Here is a 14,666-nt window from a genome sequence, read left to right as displayed (position 1 = left end):
GACGTCAGCTCCCCTTCGCGGGGACGATCTGGAGATAGATCGCCGTGAGGACCATGTTCACGAAGAAGAGCATCATGAAGGTGATGACGACGGACTGGTTGACCGCGTCACCGACGCCCTTGGGGCCGCCGCGGGGGTTGAGGCCGCGGTAGGCGGCGACAACCCCGGCGAGGAAGCCGAAGATCAGCGCTTTGACCTCGCTGATGTAGAGGTCGGGGAGCTGGGCGAGCGAGGAGAAGCTGGAGAGGTACGCGCCCGGGGTGCCGCCCTGGAGGATGACGTTGAAGAAGTAGCCCCCGAGGGTGCCGACGACGGAGACCAGCCCGTTGAGCAGGAGGGCGACGAACATGGTGGCCAACACCCTGGGAACAACGAGTCGTTGGATGGGCGAGACGCCCATGACTTCCATGGCGTCGAGCTCTTCGCGAATCTTGCGCGAGGCGAGGTCGGCGCAGATGGCGGACCCGCCGGCGCCGGAGATCAGCAGGGCCACGATGAGCGGGCTGGCCTGCTGGATGACGGCGAGGACGCTGGCGCCACCGGTGAAGGACTGGGCACCGAGCTGCTGGGTCAGCGACCCGACCTGAAGCGCGATGACAGCCCCGAAGGGAATCGAGACGAGCGCGGCGGGAAGGATGGTCACACTGGCGATGAACCAGAACTGCTCGATGAACTCCCGTACCTGGAAGGGCCGTCGGAAGATGGCGCGAGCGACGGCCACCCCGAGCGCGAAGAGCTTCCCGGTCTCCCGGAGCGGCGCGAGCACCCGCAGCGGGGGTCTGACCCCGGAGTGCTTGGCCTGCCCGCTGGCCGCGTGAACCTCGGGCGGCTCGGAGGGCCGTACCGGCAACTGTGCGGTCACGACTGCACACCCCCGCCGGCGGGGGCCGCGTAACTCTTCATGATGGCGGCACGGGCGGCCTCGGGAAGCTGGGCCATCATGCCCAGGACCCGCTCGCGGCGCCGCATGACGGCCTGGCGCTCGGGGAGTCCCGGGGACGGCTCCAACTGGGGCTGGATCTCCCGGGGTTCATCGAGGTAGGCCGCGCTGCCGTTGAGCTGCTCGGCGGCCAGCGTCGCCGCGTCCTTCTCCTCGGACATGGCGATGGGCCCTTCACGGCGCCCGGCGAGGAACTGCGCGACAGCAGGCTCCTGGCTGGTGAGCAGAACCTCGCGCGGCCCGAAGGTGACAAGGTTCCGGCAGTACAGCATCCCCATGTTGTCGGGGACGGTGGCGGCGATGTCGAGATTGTGGGTGACGATCAACATGGTCGCGTCGATCTGCGCGTTGAGATCGATGAGCGTCTGCGACAGATAGGCGGTCCGCACCGGGTCGAGCCCCGAGTCGGGCTCGTCGCACAGAATGATCTGCGGATCGAGCACGAGCGCCCGCGCCAGCCCGGCCCGCTTCCTCATGCCGCCCGATATCTCCCCGGGCAGCTTGCCCTCGGCCCCCAGCAGCCCGACGACATCCATCCGCTCCATGACGATGCGGCGGATCTCGGACTCTTTCTTCTTCGTGTGCTCGCGCAGCGGGAAGGCGATGTTGTCGAAGAGGTTCATCGACCCGAAGAGCGCACCGTCCTGGAACATCAGCCCGAAGAGCTTGCGGGTCTCATTGATGTCGCGCTCACGGCCGTTGACCATGTCGACCCCATTGATGAGGACGCGTCCGCGCTCCGGCTTGAGCAGCCCGATCAGGGACTTCAGGAACACGGTCTTGCCCGTACCGGAAGGACCGAGCATGACGCTCACCTCGCCGGCGGGGAGCGTGAGTGTCACGTCCTGCCAGATGTTCTGCTTGCCAAAGGACTTGGTAAGGCCTTCGACGACTACTTCGATTCCCATCTCACCTCCTGCATGCACTCACGTTGTGACAGAAGTGCACCGAGAGGCGCACGGTAGGTTCACAATCACCGCCAGGACAAGCCTTTGAACAGGGAATTCGGCAAGATCCGGATTCCTTGTCACCCAATGACAATCGACTCCGGAAAACTTGTCGAAAAGTGCGCACTCGACTCAGGTTGTGCAGGTGGGACCCCACGGCCCAGGGGGGCCGGACCGCGAGGTCCCACCGCGAGAGCCCCACCCGGAAGGAGGGATCGGGTCTGAGCTCTCCTGTAGGGAATCCCGCACGAAGGGGGCGCGACGGGACTCCATGTATGGCATGTGAGCAACCCCCGGCTCAGCTGGCCGAGTTCCCCCACGGGAGCGACGTTACGACCGAGTAACCTGGCCCGCAATACCAGGTCTCCAAGTTTTCGCACGGCTCTGACCAGCCACGTTTTTCTTGGCGCCGACTGAGTACGTGGCCCGCAAAACTTGTCGGCCGGTGATAAATCCCGGCCGGTTTCAGGGCGGCCCGCAAGAGGCCAAATTGCCATCAAACCGTTTTATCGATAACCGGCACGGCGACCGGTTCAACCAATGACGGCAGTCAGCGGCGCCAGTGACACATGTCGTACCTTGCGGAGATGACCAACACCGCCGTACGGAGGCCTGAATTGAGTCCCTTTGAGCAGATCGTCGACATCCTTGAGCGCGAGGGGGCCAAGTTCCGCGTCGTGGAACACCCGGCCGAGGGCCGCTCCGAGGAGGTGTCCGCCGTGCGCGGCACGGAGGTGTCGCAGGGCGCCAAGGCCCTGGTCTGCCGAGTCAAGGGGATCGAGGCCCCTGCCGTACTCGCCGTACTGGCAGGCGACCGGCGCGCGGACCTGAAGAAGGTGGTCACCGCGGTGACGGGGCGCAAGGGCGGGTTCGCTCCGGCGGAGCTGGCCGAACAGCTCACGGGATGCGTGGTCGGCGCGATCCCGCCGCTGTCGCTCTCTGGCGAACTGCCCGTGGTCGCGGATGCCGAGTTCCTCGCCGCCCACAAGGAAATCGCCTTCAATGCGGGCCGGTTGGACCGGTCTGTCGTGATGGCGACCGAGGACTACGTACGGATCGTGGCGCCGATGGTGGCGTCGATCGCTGCGGACCCCAGTTAGAGATCGAGCTCGGCCCAGACGGTCTTGCCGACGTCCAATGAGTCGACGTCCCAACGGGCCGCGAGCGTACGGACGATGAGCAGCCCGCGCCCGAACTGGTCCCCCGCCTCCGCCGGGCGGGGGCTCGGCGCGCGCTCCCCTTTGGGGTCGGTCACGGCCATGCGGAGGACGGCGCCGGCCAAGATCAGCTCGACGCGGAAGAGTCTGTCGCGCAGACAGCCGTGGAGCAGGGCGTTGGTAGCAAGCTCACTCACGATCACGGCCGCGTCTCCGGCGACCCCGGGATGCCCCCACTCGACCACGAGCCGGGCGACCCGGCGGCGCGCGAGCGGGATGTTCTGCGGATACGGGGTGTAGCTGACGACGTCGTAACGGCTGTCGGGGTCGGTCACGGACACGCACCTCCTTGTGCGGTCGGAGACCGCAGGGGCCTCCAACTGGCCTCGCTCTGCGAGCAGTTCGTCACCGACAGTAGGGAACAGAGTCATCCTCACGCAAGTGGTTCCGGAGAAGATATTCCCCGAATGGGATCTGCTTGCTCTCAGAGCGACGCTCCTTGCACACTGAGTGCGCACAAGGAGGTGGAGCCACATGGCACCCAAGCAGCCGTCCAACCTGGGGCGGGCATCAACTGTCCTGGGCCGCAAGCTCGGTGGGGAGCTGCTGCGTCTGCGCGACGCTGCGGGCAAGACCCAGGCCGAGGCGGCGACCGCGCTCACGGCGACCCCGACCAAGGTCGTCAAGATCGAGCGCGGCTGGGTCCCCGTCCGCGACCCGGACCTCAAGGAGCTGTGCGCGCTGTACGGGGTCGAGGACCGCACCATCCTGGACAACCTGCTCAGCCTGGCCAAGGCGGACAGGGACCGGCGCAAGGCGCACGGCTGGTGGGACCAGTACCCGGAGCTACGCTCGCAGGTCGAGTACGTCGCCTTGGAGGACGTCGCCTCTCGCGTACGCACGCACCAAGTAACGGTGATCCCGGGCCTGTTCCAGACCCCCGACTACGCGCGGGCGCAACATGTCGGCGCAGGCCTCTGGGAAGACCCGGACGAGATCGAGCGCTACGTCGAGGCCCGCATCGCCCGCCAAGACCGTCTCACCGGCGACCGGCCGATACAGGTGTGGGCCATCGTCGCCGAAGCCGCGCTCCGCCAGGAGGTGGGCGGGCGCGACACCATGCGCGCCCAGCTCGGTCACCTGCTGGCGCTCACCGAACTGCCCAACGTCCAGATCCAAGTACTGCCGTACCGGATCGGCGCGCACGCCGGAATGGGCGGCGGCTTCAGCATCATGTCCTTCGCGGAGTCCGGCGCCATGGACATGGTCCACCTCGACACCCCGTCGTCTAGCCTGTGGCTGGAGAGCGAGCACGACACCGCACACCACGTCGCCATCTTCGACCGCGTCGCGCGGCACGCGCTCGCCCAGACCGATTCCCGGTCGCTCATCAGGCGAGTCAGCGAGGAGATGTAGACGCGTGCCCGAGTTCGAGTTCGTAAAGTCCAGCTACAGCACTGCCGGCGGCGAGTGCGTCGAGGTCGCCCGCAACATCCCCGGCACGGTCGCCGTACGGGACTCCAAGGACCCGGAGGGTCCGATACTCCGCCTGGCCCCGGCCAGTTGGGGCGCCTTCAGCCGCCACATCGGGTGCGGATCCTGACCCGGACCCCCACACCCCCTGCCGGGCCGCCCCATTCCCACGGGCGGCCCGGCAGCATCGTTTTGCGCACCAAATGACAAAGCCGCCCACCGCCCCACTCACCCCCGTACGAGAATTCGCCCGCGGCGGACTTTTATCAAACCCCGGCATTGTGCTCGCGTGTTTCCCGCCAGTAACGTCACGTTTCGTTGAATTCCGTCCCCGGGACCGGGCCATCGATTCGAGTCGCATCCGGGACGCAACAGACCCACCCAACTCCGAGTACCACGCCGTCACGCCGACGGCTGCCGAAAAGGGGAAGACATGCGCTCTGTTTCAACCCGGGCACGCGTAGGCGCACTTGGTGCCTTCACCGCGCTCACCACTGTCATGGCCATAGGCACAGCCACTGCCCAGACCCAACTCAATGGCAACTGGGCGCCATTCAGCAGATGCCCGGTCGACAACCCGACGATGCTCGCCGCCGACGGTGTGAACGACTCCGCGCTCTGTGTGTCGTCGCACTCGGCCAGCGGCAGCATCAAGCTGGGCAACACCACCGTGCCCACGGGGGCGAGTGACCTCCAGATCGGTGTGGTCACGCACCCCGGTGGTACGTCGACACTGGTCTCCCCGGCCGAGGGCGCACTCGTCGCGGACTCCGCAAACCTCCCCGGTGGGCTGCTCGGCCTGATGTGCCCCAGCAACATTCCCGTGGTCAGCGGAATCTGCAATCAGATCACCAACGTCTCCCTGAACAAGGTCACCGCGACGATCGAATCGGTCAACTCGCCCAGCGACTTCCAGCTTCTCGCCGGGACGACCACGGGGAAGCCCATCGTCACGCTGCCGGTGCGGATCCACCTCGAGAACCCGTTCCTGGGCAGCAACTGCTACATCGGCTCCTCCTCGAACCCGATCGTGCTGCGCCCCCAGAACCTCACGCGCCCGGCCCCGAGCACCGAGGCGTTCAACGGGGACGGCACGCCCGACCCGACCGGCCCTCTGGGCAGGATCAACCTCATCGGGGCGAACCAGGGGGACTCAACCTTCGCGGTCCCCGGCGCCAGCGGTTGCGGCCTCGGCCTGCTCGACTGGGCGGTCAACCTCAAGACGGGGCTGCCGGCCGCCTCCGGCACGAACAGTGTGACGCTGAACAGCGCCGCCACGTACGTCGCCACGATCAACGACCCCACCTCCGTCGCCCCCGACCAGGGCAAGGTGCTCTCGCAGTACTGGCACTCCGCGGCGAAGTAGTCACCACACCGAACACTTGATGGGGCTGACCTCACACCGAGGGCAGCCCCATCAAGCTGTTCTGTTCGGTTAGTTGTGAGGAAGCTCCGGCAGCCTTCCGGGGCATTCGGTCGACGGTTCCGTCGGCACACAGGTATTTCCCTGGACAACCGAAATCAGGTTTCCAGGTCCGGACAGCGAAGCGGTGAACAGCGGATCCAGGTCCTCACCGCCGGTTCCACATCCGGAGAATCCGGGAATGTCGACGGTCCCCTCCATCGGGCCGCCGAGGAAGACATTCGCGTACTTCGGGAAGAGGCCCGAGAGGACCACCGGAAATGGCTTGCTCGACCGGCAGTTCGGTCCCACGTCGAGCGGAACTCCGTTGACCTTCACGTCGTACACACGCAGGGTCTGTGTGAAGAATGCGGTGGCGAACTTCTCCACCGGATCCGGCTTGAATCCCACCGTCCCGGTGGAAATGGTCACGGGCCCGTTCTCGAAGTGCACCTTCGCCGTGACCGGCTCGAAGCCGAAGGTCAGGAAGGTGGACTCGGCGTCCGGGAGCACCAGTTTCCCGAGCGAGTCGATGCGCTGGTAGTAGCCGCCCTTGGCGAAGGGCGGCCGACTGCGCTGCGACGTCTGCTTGACCGCTGCGACCGACATCATGGCGGGCTTCTTGCTCGGATCGTTGATGATCATCGCGCCGTTGAGCTTCGTCACGTTGGCGTACCCGACCGCGTACGCACACCCGAGTGACCCTCCGTTGGGAGCAGCGGAGACCTTCGGCTCGTCGGCACCCGGTGGCATCGCCGCCTGCGGTGCATGACTGGTGTCCAACTCCCCCTCCGGAAGCGGGAGATCTGCCGGGCAGGATCTCGGAGGATCGACCGGGTCGTCCTGCGGCTCCACCGCGATACCGTCTCGGTTCTTCTCGCCCCCGTCGCCCGCCTGTCCTGACCCCGGCGACTTCGTCGGATCGGCGCCGGCGTCGCCGGCGACCTGAATCGTTGCGAGCTTCCCGCTCTGGTCGGCTCCCGGTCGGCACGTCACCGACAAGGGTTTCGCGGCGTCCTCCTGGCCACCGTCCGCCGTAGGAAGCAGATTCATCGTCAACGCACCGGCGGTGAGCACCACATCGCCCGGCGCATTCACCGTCACCGTGGGGACCTCACCCTCGTGGACAAGATGAAGCGTGCCGTCCGCGGGCAGCGGCGTGCCGGGGGCTTCGAGGTTGGCCCACTGGGCGTCCGCCGACTGACCGTTCTGCGTCACCTTGACGGCCAGTGCCGCCGTACTCGCCAGCGTGGTGGTCCCGGCCGGGACCAGGCCCTCCAGCTCGGCCTGCGGCAGTCCTACGTCGACCTTCACGGTGCCCGCTGAAATCGGCTGACCCACACTCCCCGCCGCCTGGAGCGCCGTGGTGACCACGACGCTCACCGGCTTGGTCCCCGTCGGCAGTGCGCAGTCGAACGGAATCGTCACCCCGTCGTGCCCCTCGTCCGCGGATGATCCGGGACCGGAGAGCAGTCCGGCGAGAAGAGTCGCGGCCGCGATGGAAGCGAGCCGCATGGGTCTCCTGGCCCCGGTCACCTGATGCATCACGTTCATTCCGGCCTGCCCTCCACCCGTGGGGCCCGAAGTGTCACCCACTGTTGTGCCGCATCCTCGGTACGCATGAAACGCAAGGTGCGGACCGACGGCAGCATCCACTGCATGCCGTCGGTCCGCACCCGAACTCACCCCGGTGTTACGGAGTGGTGATGGTCGGTGCCGTGCTCACGGCGTACGAGGCGTTGAAGTGCGCCACGTCGCCGTTGTTGATGAGACCGAGGCAGCTGGCGCCGGACGCGACCAGGTCCGATCCCGTGCCGTCGATCACGAGGTTCTTGGTGTCGTTCTCGTAGTGGCCGTAGACCTTGCCCGTGAAGTCCGCGGAGCAGCCGATGCCGGCGATGTGCGCCGAGATGGAGCTCACGGTGCCGTCGACCCAGTTCGAGTTGCCGGAGTTCACCGCGGAGACGTTGATCTTCCACGGGGTGGCCTTCATGGTGACCGTGAAGCCGATCCCGCCCACGTCACAGGTGGTGAACGTGATGTTGTCGATGTTCCCGATGCCGACACCGTCGGCACTGGTCCCCTGAAGGGTGCCGGACGTGACGTCGGAGGAGTCACAGACGAGTGTGGCCAGCGGCACGTCCAGCGTCGGACCGTCGGCGTGCGCCGTGTATGCCCCGGACGGCGTCACGGTCCACGAGGATGCGGCGGTCGCGGAGGCGGTCGTGGCCGTAAGCCCAATAGTGGCGCCGAATACGGCGGTTACAACAGCGGCTCTACGCGCAATATTGCGCATGGTTTGGCTTCCCTTCGATGTGAGTGGATCCAGACAGGGGCGTTCTCGCCCGACCGGAGAACAACAACTCCCAAGGGGGTTCACACCATCGGAACAAGGCGGGCTGCTCCCGCGTCACCGCCTGTTCCGACCGTGCGGCGATGACGCTACGGACGGGTAACGTGGCGCGCAATAGGTCTCGCAGAAGAAATTCCGAGCCACGTTCCGCAAGCCGCTTTTCTATCCCCGAGTGACTAACCACCGGGAAGTTCTTGTCAACGAGTGAGCATCTCCAAGTGGCCGAGGTGAGTACGTCCGCACGTAAACAGCGCTGGTCCGGGGCCCTCGATGGAGGAGGCCGGCCGAAGCAAGGGGTGACGGGGGCGGGCGTACCGGGGCAGATCACCCGACGTGCTTCTCGCCAGGTCGCAGTTATGCACTCTCTGACAACGACGACCCGGAAAATACTCACTCGATGCCAAGAGTTCCAGATCCTCGATTCTGAGAGGCGATTATTCAACCACTCCCATTGCGAGCCCGTGCAGCACGTTTGTAGCGTCTCTGCAGTCACGCTCGTCTCTCATGGAAGCCATGCACCAGAACCATTACGCGAGGGGACTCTCATGCCAAAAGCCACACGCAGAGCCGCACTGGTAAGTGCTCTGCTCGCCGCCGCTGTTGGGCTCGCGATGCCTTCGGCCTCGGCCACCGCGAGCACGGCCTTCACCGCTCACTCGGACGATGCGGCGATCCACTCCACCTCCGCGGTCCCCAACGGTGTGGGCATCTCCATCACCGGGGTCTCTCTGCACTTCAGCGGCGTCGGATGCACCGTCACCGTCTCCGGGTCGGCGCCGGGACACTACGACCCCACGTCGTCCCCTTCACCGGCACCTACCACCTGAACTAGGCCGGCCGCCGCTCCGCCTCGGCAGCCCGAAGTTTCACAACCGGAGCGATCCCGCCAACTTCCGGGACTCCAGCGGTCGTTCCGGCGTACCTGCCGTCTGCGGTCTCGGGACGACGACCGCGCCCGACCATTTCCCTCGCCCCCATTCCGTCGCTGCCACATCGAGTGAAACATTTCACTCACCGAACACTCTTCACCCGGCAACCCCACACACCTCGCACGATTCACGCTGAACGATCAACAACCTCCGAGTCATTGGCGACCTCGCTCGCCTCTGACCTGCGATGGAGCGTCTCGCCCAAGGGCGTAGATCGAGTGCGCATCATCCCCCGCCAACCCCTTGACATAGGACAGTCGGGGCGGTCGACTATTCATCTCAAGGGACGCAGGATGCCATAGGCGTATTTGTTTGCCGCGTGACATGTTTTCCCGGACCGGGACGATTTTCTTGTCGCCGCGTGACAAGCCGGGTCCCCTCCCCCGGACCCTCCCGGCCGGGTGGGTCGCCCCTGGCCGAATACATGCCCCATGCACATCGCCCTGTCACAGCTGTGTCCACCAGCCCCGGCTTGGTCTATCTTCAGCAGCCCAAGTTGGTATGCACCTGACGGCCGATGGGAGCGCTCTCCCCTCGGGCCACCCCCCACCGGGCGCCGGAGAGCAAGGGGTTTTAGGTATGCCGGGAGTTGCACAACCCTCGGACATCGAAGAGCCGTTGGGACCGCTTCCGCAGGAGTTCGCGGCTGTCATGCGGCCCGAACTGCCCAGTCTCATCAAGGAGATCGGGCTGGAGGTCACGCGCGCGTACCCCGAGTACGCACGGCTCCTCGAAGGGCCGTACGGGCAGGGAATCCGTGTCGGCGTCGAGCAGTCCATCTCCGTCTTCGTGGACCAGGTGGCCGAGCCCACAGCCCCCTCCACCCTGCGCGACGAGATGTGCCGGCGCTTCGGACGGTTCGAGGCTTACGAGGGACGCAGTCTGGAACAGCTCCACGGCGCCTATAGGCTCGGCGCCCGCATCGCCCTGCGCCGGGCAAAGAAGGTCGGCCGGCGCTACAACCTCTCCCCCACCCTGATGCTCACTTTTGCCGACGCCCTTCTCACTTATGTCGACGAGCTCGAAACCCTTTCCCGCGAGGGGTACTTGGAGGTGAAGACCGCCGACGGGGATCACACCGACACCCTGCGCCGCCGCCTCCTCCACCTCATCCTCGCCGGGTCGCCCGTCCCCCGTAACGCCATCGCCGACCTCGCCGAGCAGGCGGGCTGGGAACTCCCCTCGCAGGTCACGCTGGTCTCCTTGCGCACCCCCTGCGGCGTACCCCAGGTCAATCTGGACAACGATGTCCTGGCCGACCTCGCCGAACCGCTGCCCCACCTCCTCTTTCCCGGCCCCTTCGACGAGCGAAGACAGCTGATGCTGGAGGCATCCTTCCCCGGTGTGCACGTGGCCGTCGGCCTCTCCGTGCCCCTCACCGGCGCTTCGGACTCGCTCCGTTGGGCGCGGCAGGTGCTCGACCTCATCGAGACCGGCATCATCGAAGACGAGCCGACAGCCCGATGCGAAGACCACATGGTCACCCTCTGGCTGCTCTCCGACCCGGCCCTCCTCGCCCAGCTCGCCCAGCGCGAACTGGCCCCCGTCGCCGATCTCACCCCCAGCCGCCGAGACCGCCTCGTCGAGACCCTGCACGCCTGGCTGGCGACGCGCGGAACCGCCGCCCAGATCGGTGAGCACCTCAGCGTCCACGCCCAGACCGTGCGCTATCGGATGCGCGCTCTGGAGGACATCTTCGGGGAGCAACTCTCCGACCCGGACCGGCGGTTCGCGACCGAGCTCGTGCTGCGCGCCACGGAGCTCGAAGAGCGCCGCAGGCCCTCGTAACCGCTACTCCCCCTCCGGCTGGATCCGCCGCACCTTCGGCATGGGCAGCAGCAGCCGGCCGTACGCATGGTCCGGGACGGCCGGGGTGTGCGGCGCGACCGCCGTCAGCCGGGCGTAGGGGGCCATCTGGTCCGGGCGGCGGTCCTCCTCGCCCCTGTTGGGCCAGAGCGACATCGCGCGCTCGGCCTGCGCGGTGATGGTGAGCGAGGGGTTCACGCCGAGGTTGGCGGAGATCGCCGAGCCGTCGACCACCGAGATCCCCGGGTGGCCGTGGAGGCGGTGGTACGGGTCGATGACGCCCTCCTCCGGGGTCGCGCCGATCGGGCAGCCGCCCAGGAAGTGCGCGGTCAGCGGTTTGTTGATGAGCTCACCCAGGTTCGTCCCCGCGAAGCCGTTGATCTCGGCCGCGAGGAGTCGTGATGCCTCCCAACCCTCCGGTATGTGAACGGGGTTGGGGGCTCCGTGCCCCTGGTCGGCGGTGAGGCGGCCCCGGTGCAGGCGGGTCGTGAGGGAGTTGTCGTGGGTCTGCATGACGAGCCCGATGATGGTCCGCTCCGACCACCGGTGCGTCGCGGCCGTGCGCGCGACCATCACGGGGTGGCGGAGGAAGGCGAGGGCCGCGGCGAGCGGCTTGGGGATGTTCTGGGAGTACTGGGGGACGCAGAGCAGCGCCATCAGGTTGGAGCCCTTGCCGTAGCGGACGTTCTCGATGTGGGTGGTGGCGTTGGGGTGGATGGACGAGGTGATCGCCACGCCCTTGGTGAAGTCGGGCTGGCTTCCGAAGCAGCGCGGGAACGTCAACGCCCCTACCAGAGCTTCGGAGTTGGTGCGGGTGAGTGCGCCCAGCCGGTCGGGTATCGCGGGCAGCGCGTCGGTGTCCTTCATGCGGTGGAGCAGCGTCTGCGTTCCGTACGTACCGGCCGCGAGCACAACTCGGCGGCTGCGCAGCACCTTCGGGCGGCGTCGCTTCTTGTCGGTCCGTACGACGGTGACCTCGAAGCCGCCCTGCCCGTCCTCCCTGACCCCGGTGACGGTGGTGAGCGGGTGGACGGCCGCGCCCGCCTTTTCGGCTAGGTAGAGGTAGTTCTCGTTGAGGGTGTTCTTGGCGCCGTGGCGGCAGCCCGTCATGCACTCCCCGCACTCGGTGCACGCCTTGCGGTCGGGGCCCGCGCCGCCGAAGTACGGGTCGGGGACCGTGGCGCCCGGGTCGGCCTTCGTCTCGCCGTCGGCGTCCTCGCCGTCTCCGTAGAAAACTCCGACCGGAGTGAGGTGGAAGCTGTCGCCGACGCCCATCTTCTCGGCGGTCGTGGCGAGGTAGCGGTCCGCCTCGGTGACGGTCGGGTTGAGGCGGACGCCGAGCATGCGGCGCGCCTGGTCGTAGTACGGCTTCAACTCACCCTCCCAGTCGGTGATGTGGGCCCACTGGGCGTCCTGGAAGAAGGCGGGCGGCGGGACATAGAGGGTGTTGGCGTAGTTGAGGGAGCCGCCACCGACCCCTGCGCCCGCCAGGACCATGACATTGCGGAGGAGATGGATGCGCTGGATTCCGTACATGCGGAGGCGCGGCGCCCAGAGGTAGTTGCGCAGGTCCCAGGAGTTCTTGGGGAGGGTGGCGGGGGTGAAGCGGCGGCCGGCTTCGAGGACGGCGACCTTGTAGCCCTTCTCCGTGAGGCGCAGAGCGGAGACGGAGCCGCCGAAGCCGGAGCCGACGACGATCACGTCGTAGTCGTAGGTGAGGTCAGTCGCGGTCATGGTAGAGAGCCTCGATCTCTTCGGCGTAGGCGGCGGACACGGCTTGGCGCTTGACCTTGAGGGAGGGCGTGAGGAGCCCGTTCTCCTCGGTGAACTCCCCCTCGATCAGAGCGAATCTGCGGATCGACTCGGCGCGCGAGACGGCCCGGTTGGTGTAGTCGACGGCCCGCTGCACGTCGGCGAGGAGCTCGGGGTCCTTCGCGAGAGCGGCGAAGGGCGTGTCGGTGGGGCGTTTGCGTACGGACAGCCAGTGGCGGACCGCGTCCGGCTCCAGCGTGATGAGCGCCGCGATGTACGAGCGGTTGTCGCCGACGACCATGCACTGGCCGATCGGCGGGCGGCTGCGCAGGCGGTCCTCCAGGATGCTCGGCGAGACGTTCTTGCCACCGGACGTGACGAGGATGTCCTTCTTGCGGCCGGTGATGGTGAGGTAGCCGTCCGCGTCGAGCGCGCCGAGGTCACCCGTCGCGAACCACTCGTCGCTCAGCACGGCGTCGGTGGCTGCCGAGTTGTTCCAGTACGAGGTGAAGACGATGCCGCCCTTGATGAGGATCTCGCCGTCGTCGGCGACGCGGATCGCGGTGCCGGGGACGGGCACGCCGACCGTGCCGGGGCGGGGGCTGAGGGGTGGGGTGATGGTGGCTGCGGCGGTCGTCTCGGTCAGTCCGTAGCCCTCGAAGATGAGCAGGCCTGCCGCGTAGAAGAAGAGGTTGAGGCGGCGGTCCAGCGGGGAGCCGCCGCTGATGGCGTAGCGGAGGCGGCCGCCGAGCTCGGCGCGGATCTGGCGGTAGACGAGCAGTTCGTAGAGCGCCCAGCCCGCGGTGAGGAGGGGTCCGGGGCCGGGGCCCGTGCCGGTGAATTTGCGGAGGGCCGCCTCGCCGTAGCGCACGGCGATCCGGTCGGCGCGGTCGAAGGAGGCGCCGCGGCCGATCTTCTCGGCGGTCGCGCGGCCGGTGTCGTGGATCTTCTCGAAGAGGTACGGGACGCCGACGATGAAGGTGGGCCGGAAACTCTTGAGTTCGGGGCGGAGTTCCTGGGGCTTGATGCTGGGGCAGTGGCCGAGTTCGATGCGGGCCATCAGGCAGGCGATCTGGATGGTGCGGCCGAGGATGTGCGCGAGCGGGAGGAAGAGGACCGTGGACGCGGCCTGTCCGGTGACTTCCTTGAAGAGGGGGTGCAGGAGCTCGACGGTGTTGGCGGCCTCGGCGTGCAGATTGCCGTGGGTGAGGGCGCAGCCCTTGGGGCGGCCCGTGGTGCCGGAGGTGTAGCAGACGGTGGCGATGGTGTCCGGGGTGAGGGCGGTGCGCCGTTTGGTCACCACGGCATCCTCCAACTCCCGCCCTAATGCCGTGAGTTCCTCGACGGCGTTGAAGTCGATGCGCCAGCGTCGCAGCCCGTCCGCGTAGCTCGCGGTGGCCGTCGCGGGGCTCTCGCCGCCCTCGGTGATGAGGAAGCGGGCGCCGGAGTCGCGCAGGATCCACTCGATCTGGTCACTGGAGGAGGTGGAGTAGACGGGGACGCTCTGGCCGCCTGCGGCCCAGATGGCGAAGTCGAGCACGGTCCACTCGTAGCGCGTACGGGAAATGAGCGCGACGCGTCCGCCGGGCTCCAGGCCTGCGGCGATCAACCCCTTGGCCAGGTCGGTGACTTGGCGGGCGAAGTCGGCAGCGGTGACGTCGCGCCACTGACCGCGGTGCTTGCGGCGCAGGACGACGGCGTCCGGGGCTTCGGCAGCGTTGGTGAAGGGGATGTCGGCGATGCTGCCGCTGAGGGGTGGTGCGGCGAGGGGTGCGACGCGCACTTCCCGTACGGCGCCGTCACCGTCCCTGCGGACGACGTCGACGGTGGCGCGCCGCGCCAGGTCTCCGTGTCTTTTGGCCTGCTTCAGATCTCTGCGAACGCCCATGTCGGCTCCAGTTCGACTC

Annotated in this window: 13 protein-coding genes; 6 read left to right on the top strand and 7 right to left on the bottom strand. The window is 67.3% G+C overall.

Going from position 1 to position 14,666, the window contains the following annotated elements; genetic code table 11:
* Nucleotides 1–4: 4 nt before the first annotated feature.
* Together OG707_RS35595 and OG707_RS35590 are read right to left on the bottom strand one after the other, a co-directional pair.
* Complete coding sequence (locus OG707_RS35595; RefSeq protein ID WP_329125836.1) at nt 5–862, bottom strand: MlaE family ABC transporter permease; 858 nt, start codon at nt 860–862, stop codon at nt 5–7.
* Nucleotides 859–1,848, bottom strand: coding sequence for an ABC transporter ATP-binding protein (locus OG707_RS35590; protein WP_329125834.1), 990 nt, complete (start codon nt 1,846–1,848; stop codon nt 859–861). The genes OG707_RS35595 and OG707_RS35590 overlap by 4 nt, the downstream gene beginning before the upstream one ends.
* A gap of 626 nt (nt 1,849–2,474) precedes the next feature.
* Here OG707_RS35590 and OG707_RS35585 point away from each other — a divergent pair.
* Nucleotides 2,475–2,987, top strand: a complete 513-nt coding sequence (locus OG707_RS35585) for a YbaK/EbsC family protein (RefSeq protein ID WP_329125832.1) — start codon at nt 2,475–2,477, stop codon at nt 2,985–2,987.
* Here OG707_RS35585 and OG707_RS35580 read toward each other — a convergent pair.
* Nucleotides 2,984–3,379, bottom strand: coding sequence for an ATP-binding protein (locus OG707_RS35580; protein ID WP_329125829.1), 396 nt, complete (start codon nt 3,377–3,379; stop codon nt 2,984–2,986). The genes OG707_RS35585 and OG707_RS35580 overlap by 4 nt on opposite strands.
* Before the next feature lie 199 nt (nt 3,380–3,578).
* Between OG707_RS35580 and OG707_RS35575 the strand changes: the two genes are divergently transcribed.
* From OG707_RS35575 to OG707_RS35565, 3 genes are all read left to right on the top strand, one after another.
* On the top strand, nt 3,579–4,460 hold the full coding sequence (locus OG707_RS35575; RefSeq protein ID WP_329125827.1) for a DUF5753 domain-containing protein: 882 nt from the start codon (nt 3,579–3,581) through the stop codon (nt 4,458–4,460).
* A gap of 4 nt (nt 4,461–4,464) precedes the next feature.
* Complete coding sequence (locus OG707_RS35570) at nt 4,465–4,647, top strand: DUF397 domain-containing protein (RefSeq protein WP_329125826.1); 183 nt, start codon at nt 4,465–4,467, stop codon at nt 4,645–4,647.
* A 303-nt stretch (nt 4,648–4,950) separates the two neighbouring features.
* Complete coding sequence (locus OG707_RS35565; RefSeq protein ID WP_329125824.1) at nt 4,951–5,883, top strand: hypothetical protein; 933 nt, start codon at nt 4,951–4,953, stop codon at nt 5,881–5,883.
* A 69-nt stretch (nt 5,884–5,952) separates the two neighbouring features.
* On the opposite strand, the gene OG707_RS35560 is transcribed toward OG707_RS35565, so the two are convergent.
* On the bottom strand, nt 5,953–7,434 hold the full coding sequence (locus OG707_RS35560) for a DUF6801 domain-containing protein (protein WP_329125822.1): 1,482 nt from the start codon (nt 7,432–7,434) through the stop codon (nt 5,953–5,955).
* Nucleotides 7,435–7,612: 178 nt separating this feature from the next.
* Nucleotides 7,613–8,110: a hypothetical protein gene (locus OG707_RS35555; protein WP_329125821.1), complete on the bottom strand. Its 498-nt coding sequence runs from the start codon at nt 8,108–8,110 to the stop codon at nt 7,613–7,615.
* Between the two features lie 707 nt (nt 8,111–8,817).
* Between OG707_RS35555 and OG707_RS35550 the strand changes: the two genes are divergently transcribed.
* A complete protein-coding gene (locus OG707_RS35550) occupies nt 8,818–9,099 on the top strand; it encodes a hypothetical protein (protein WP_329125818.1) in 282 nt (93 codons plus the stop codon).
* Nucleotides 9,100–9,780: 681 nt separating this feature from the next.
* The gene (locus OG707_RS35545; RefSeq protein WP_329125816.1) at nt 9,781–10,989 is read left to right on the top strand and encodes a helix-turn-helix domain-containing protein; all 1,209 of its coding nucleotides are present in this window, start codon (nt 9,781–9,783) and stop codon (nt 10,987–10,989) included.
* 3 nt (nt 10,990–10,992) lie between these two features.
* Here the strand turns inward: OG707_RS35545 and OG707_RS35540 are convergent, their stop codons facing one another.
* Together OG707_RS35540 and OG707_RS35535 are read right to left on the bottom strand one after the other, a co-directional pair.
* On the bottom strand, nt 10,993–12,741 hold the full coding sequence (locus OG707_RS35540) for a GMC family oxidoreductase (RefSeq protein WP_329125814.1): 1,749 nt from the start codon (nt 12,739–12,741) through the stop codon (nt 10,993–10,995).
* Nucleotides 12,728–14,647: an AMP-dependent synthetase/ligase gene (locus OG707_RS35535; protein ID WP_329125813.1), complete on the bottom strand. Its 1,920-nt coding sequence runs from the start codon at nt 14,645–14,647 to the stop codon at nt 12,728–12,730. Before OG707_RS35535 ends, OG707_RS35540 begins: the two co-directional genes overlap by 14 nt.
* Nucleotides 14,648–14,666 lie beyond the last annotated feature (19 nt).

The organism is Streptomyces sp. NBC_01465 (assembly GCF_036227325.1).
Taxonomy (GTDB): Bacteria; Actinomycetota; Actinomycetes; order Streptomycetales; family Streptomycetaceae; genus Streptomyces.
This window is presented reverse-complemented; position numbering and strand designations above follow the sequence as displayed.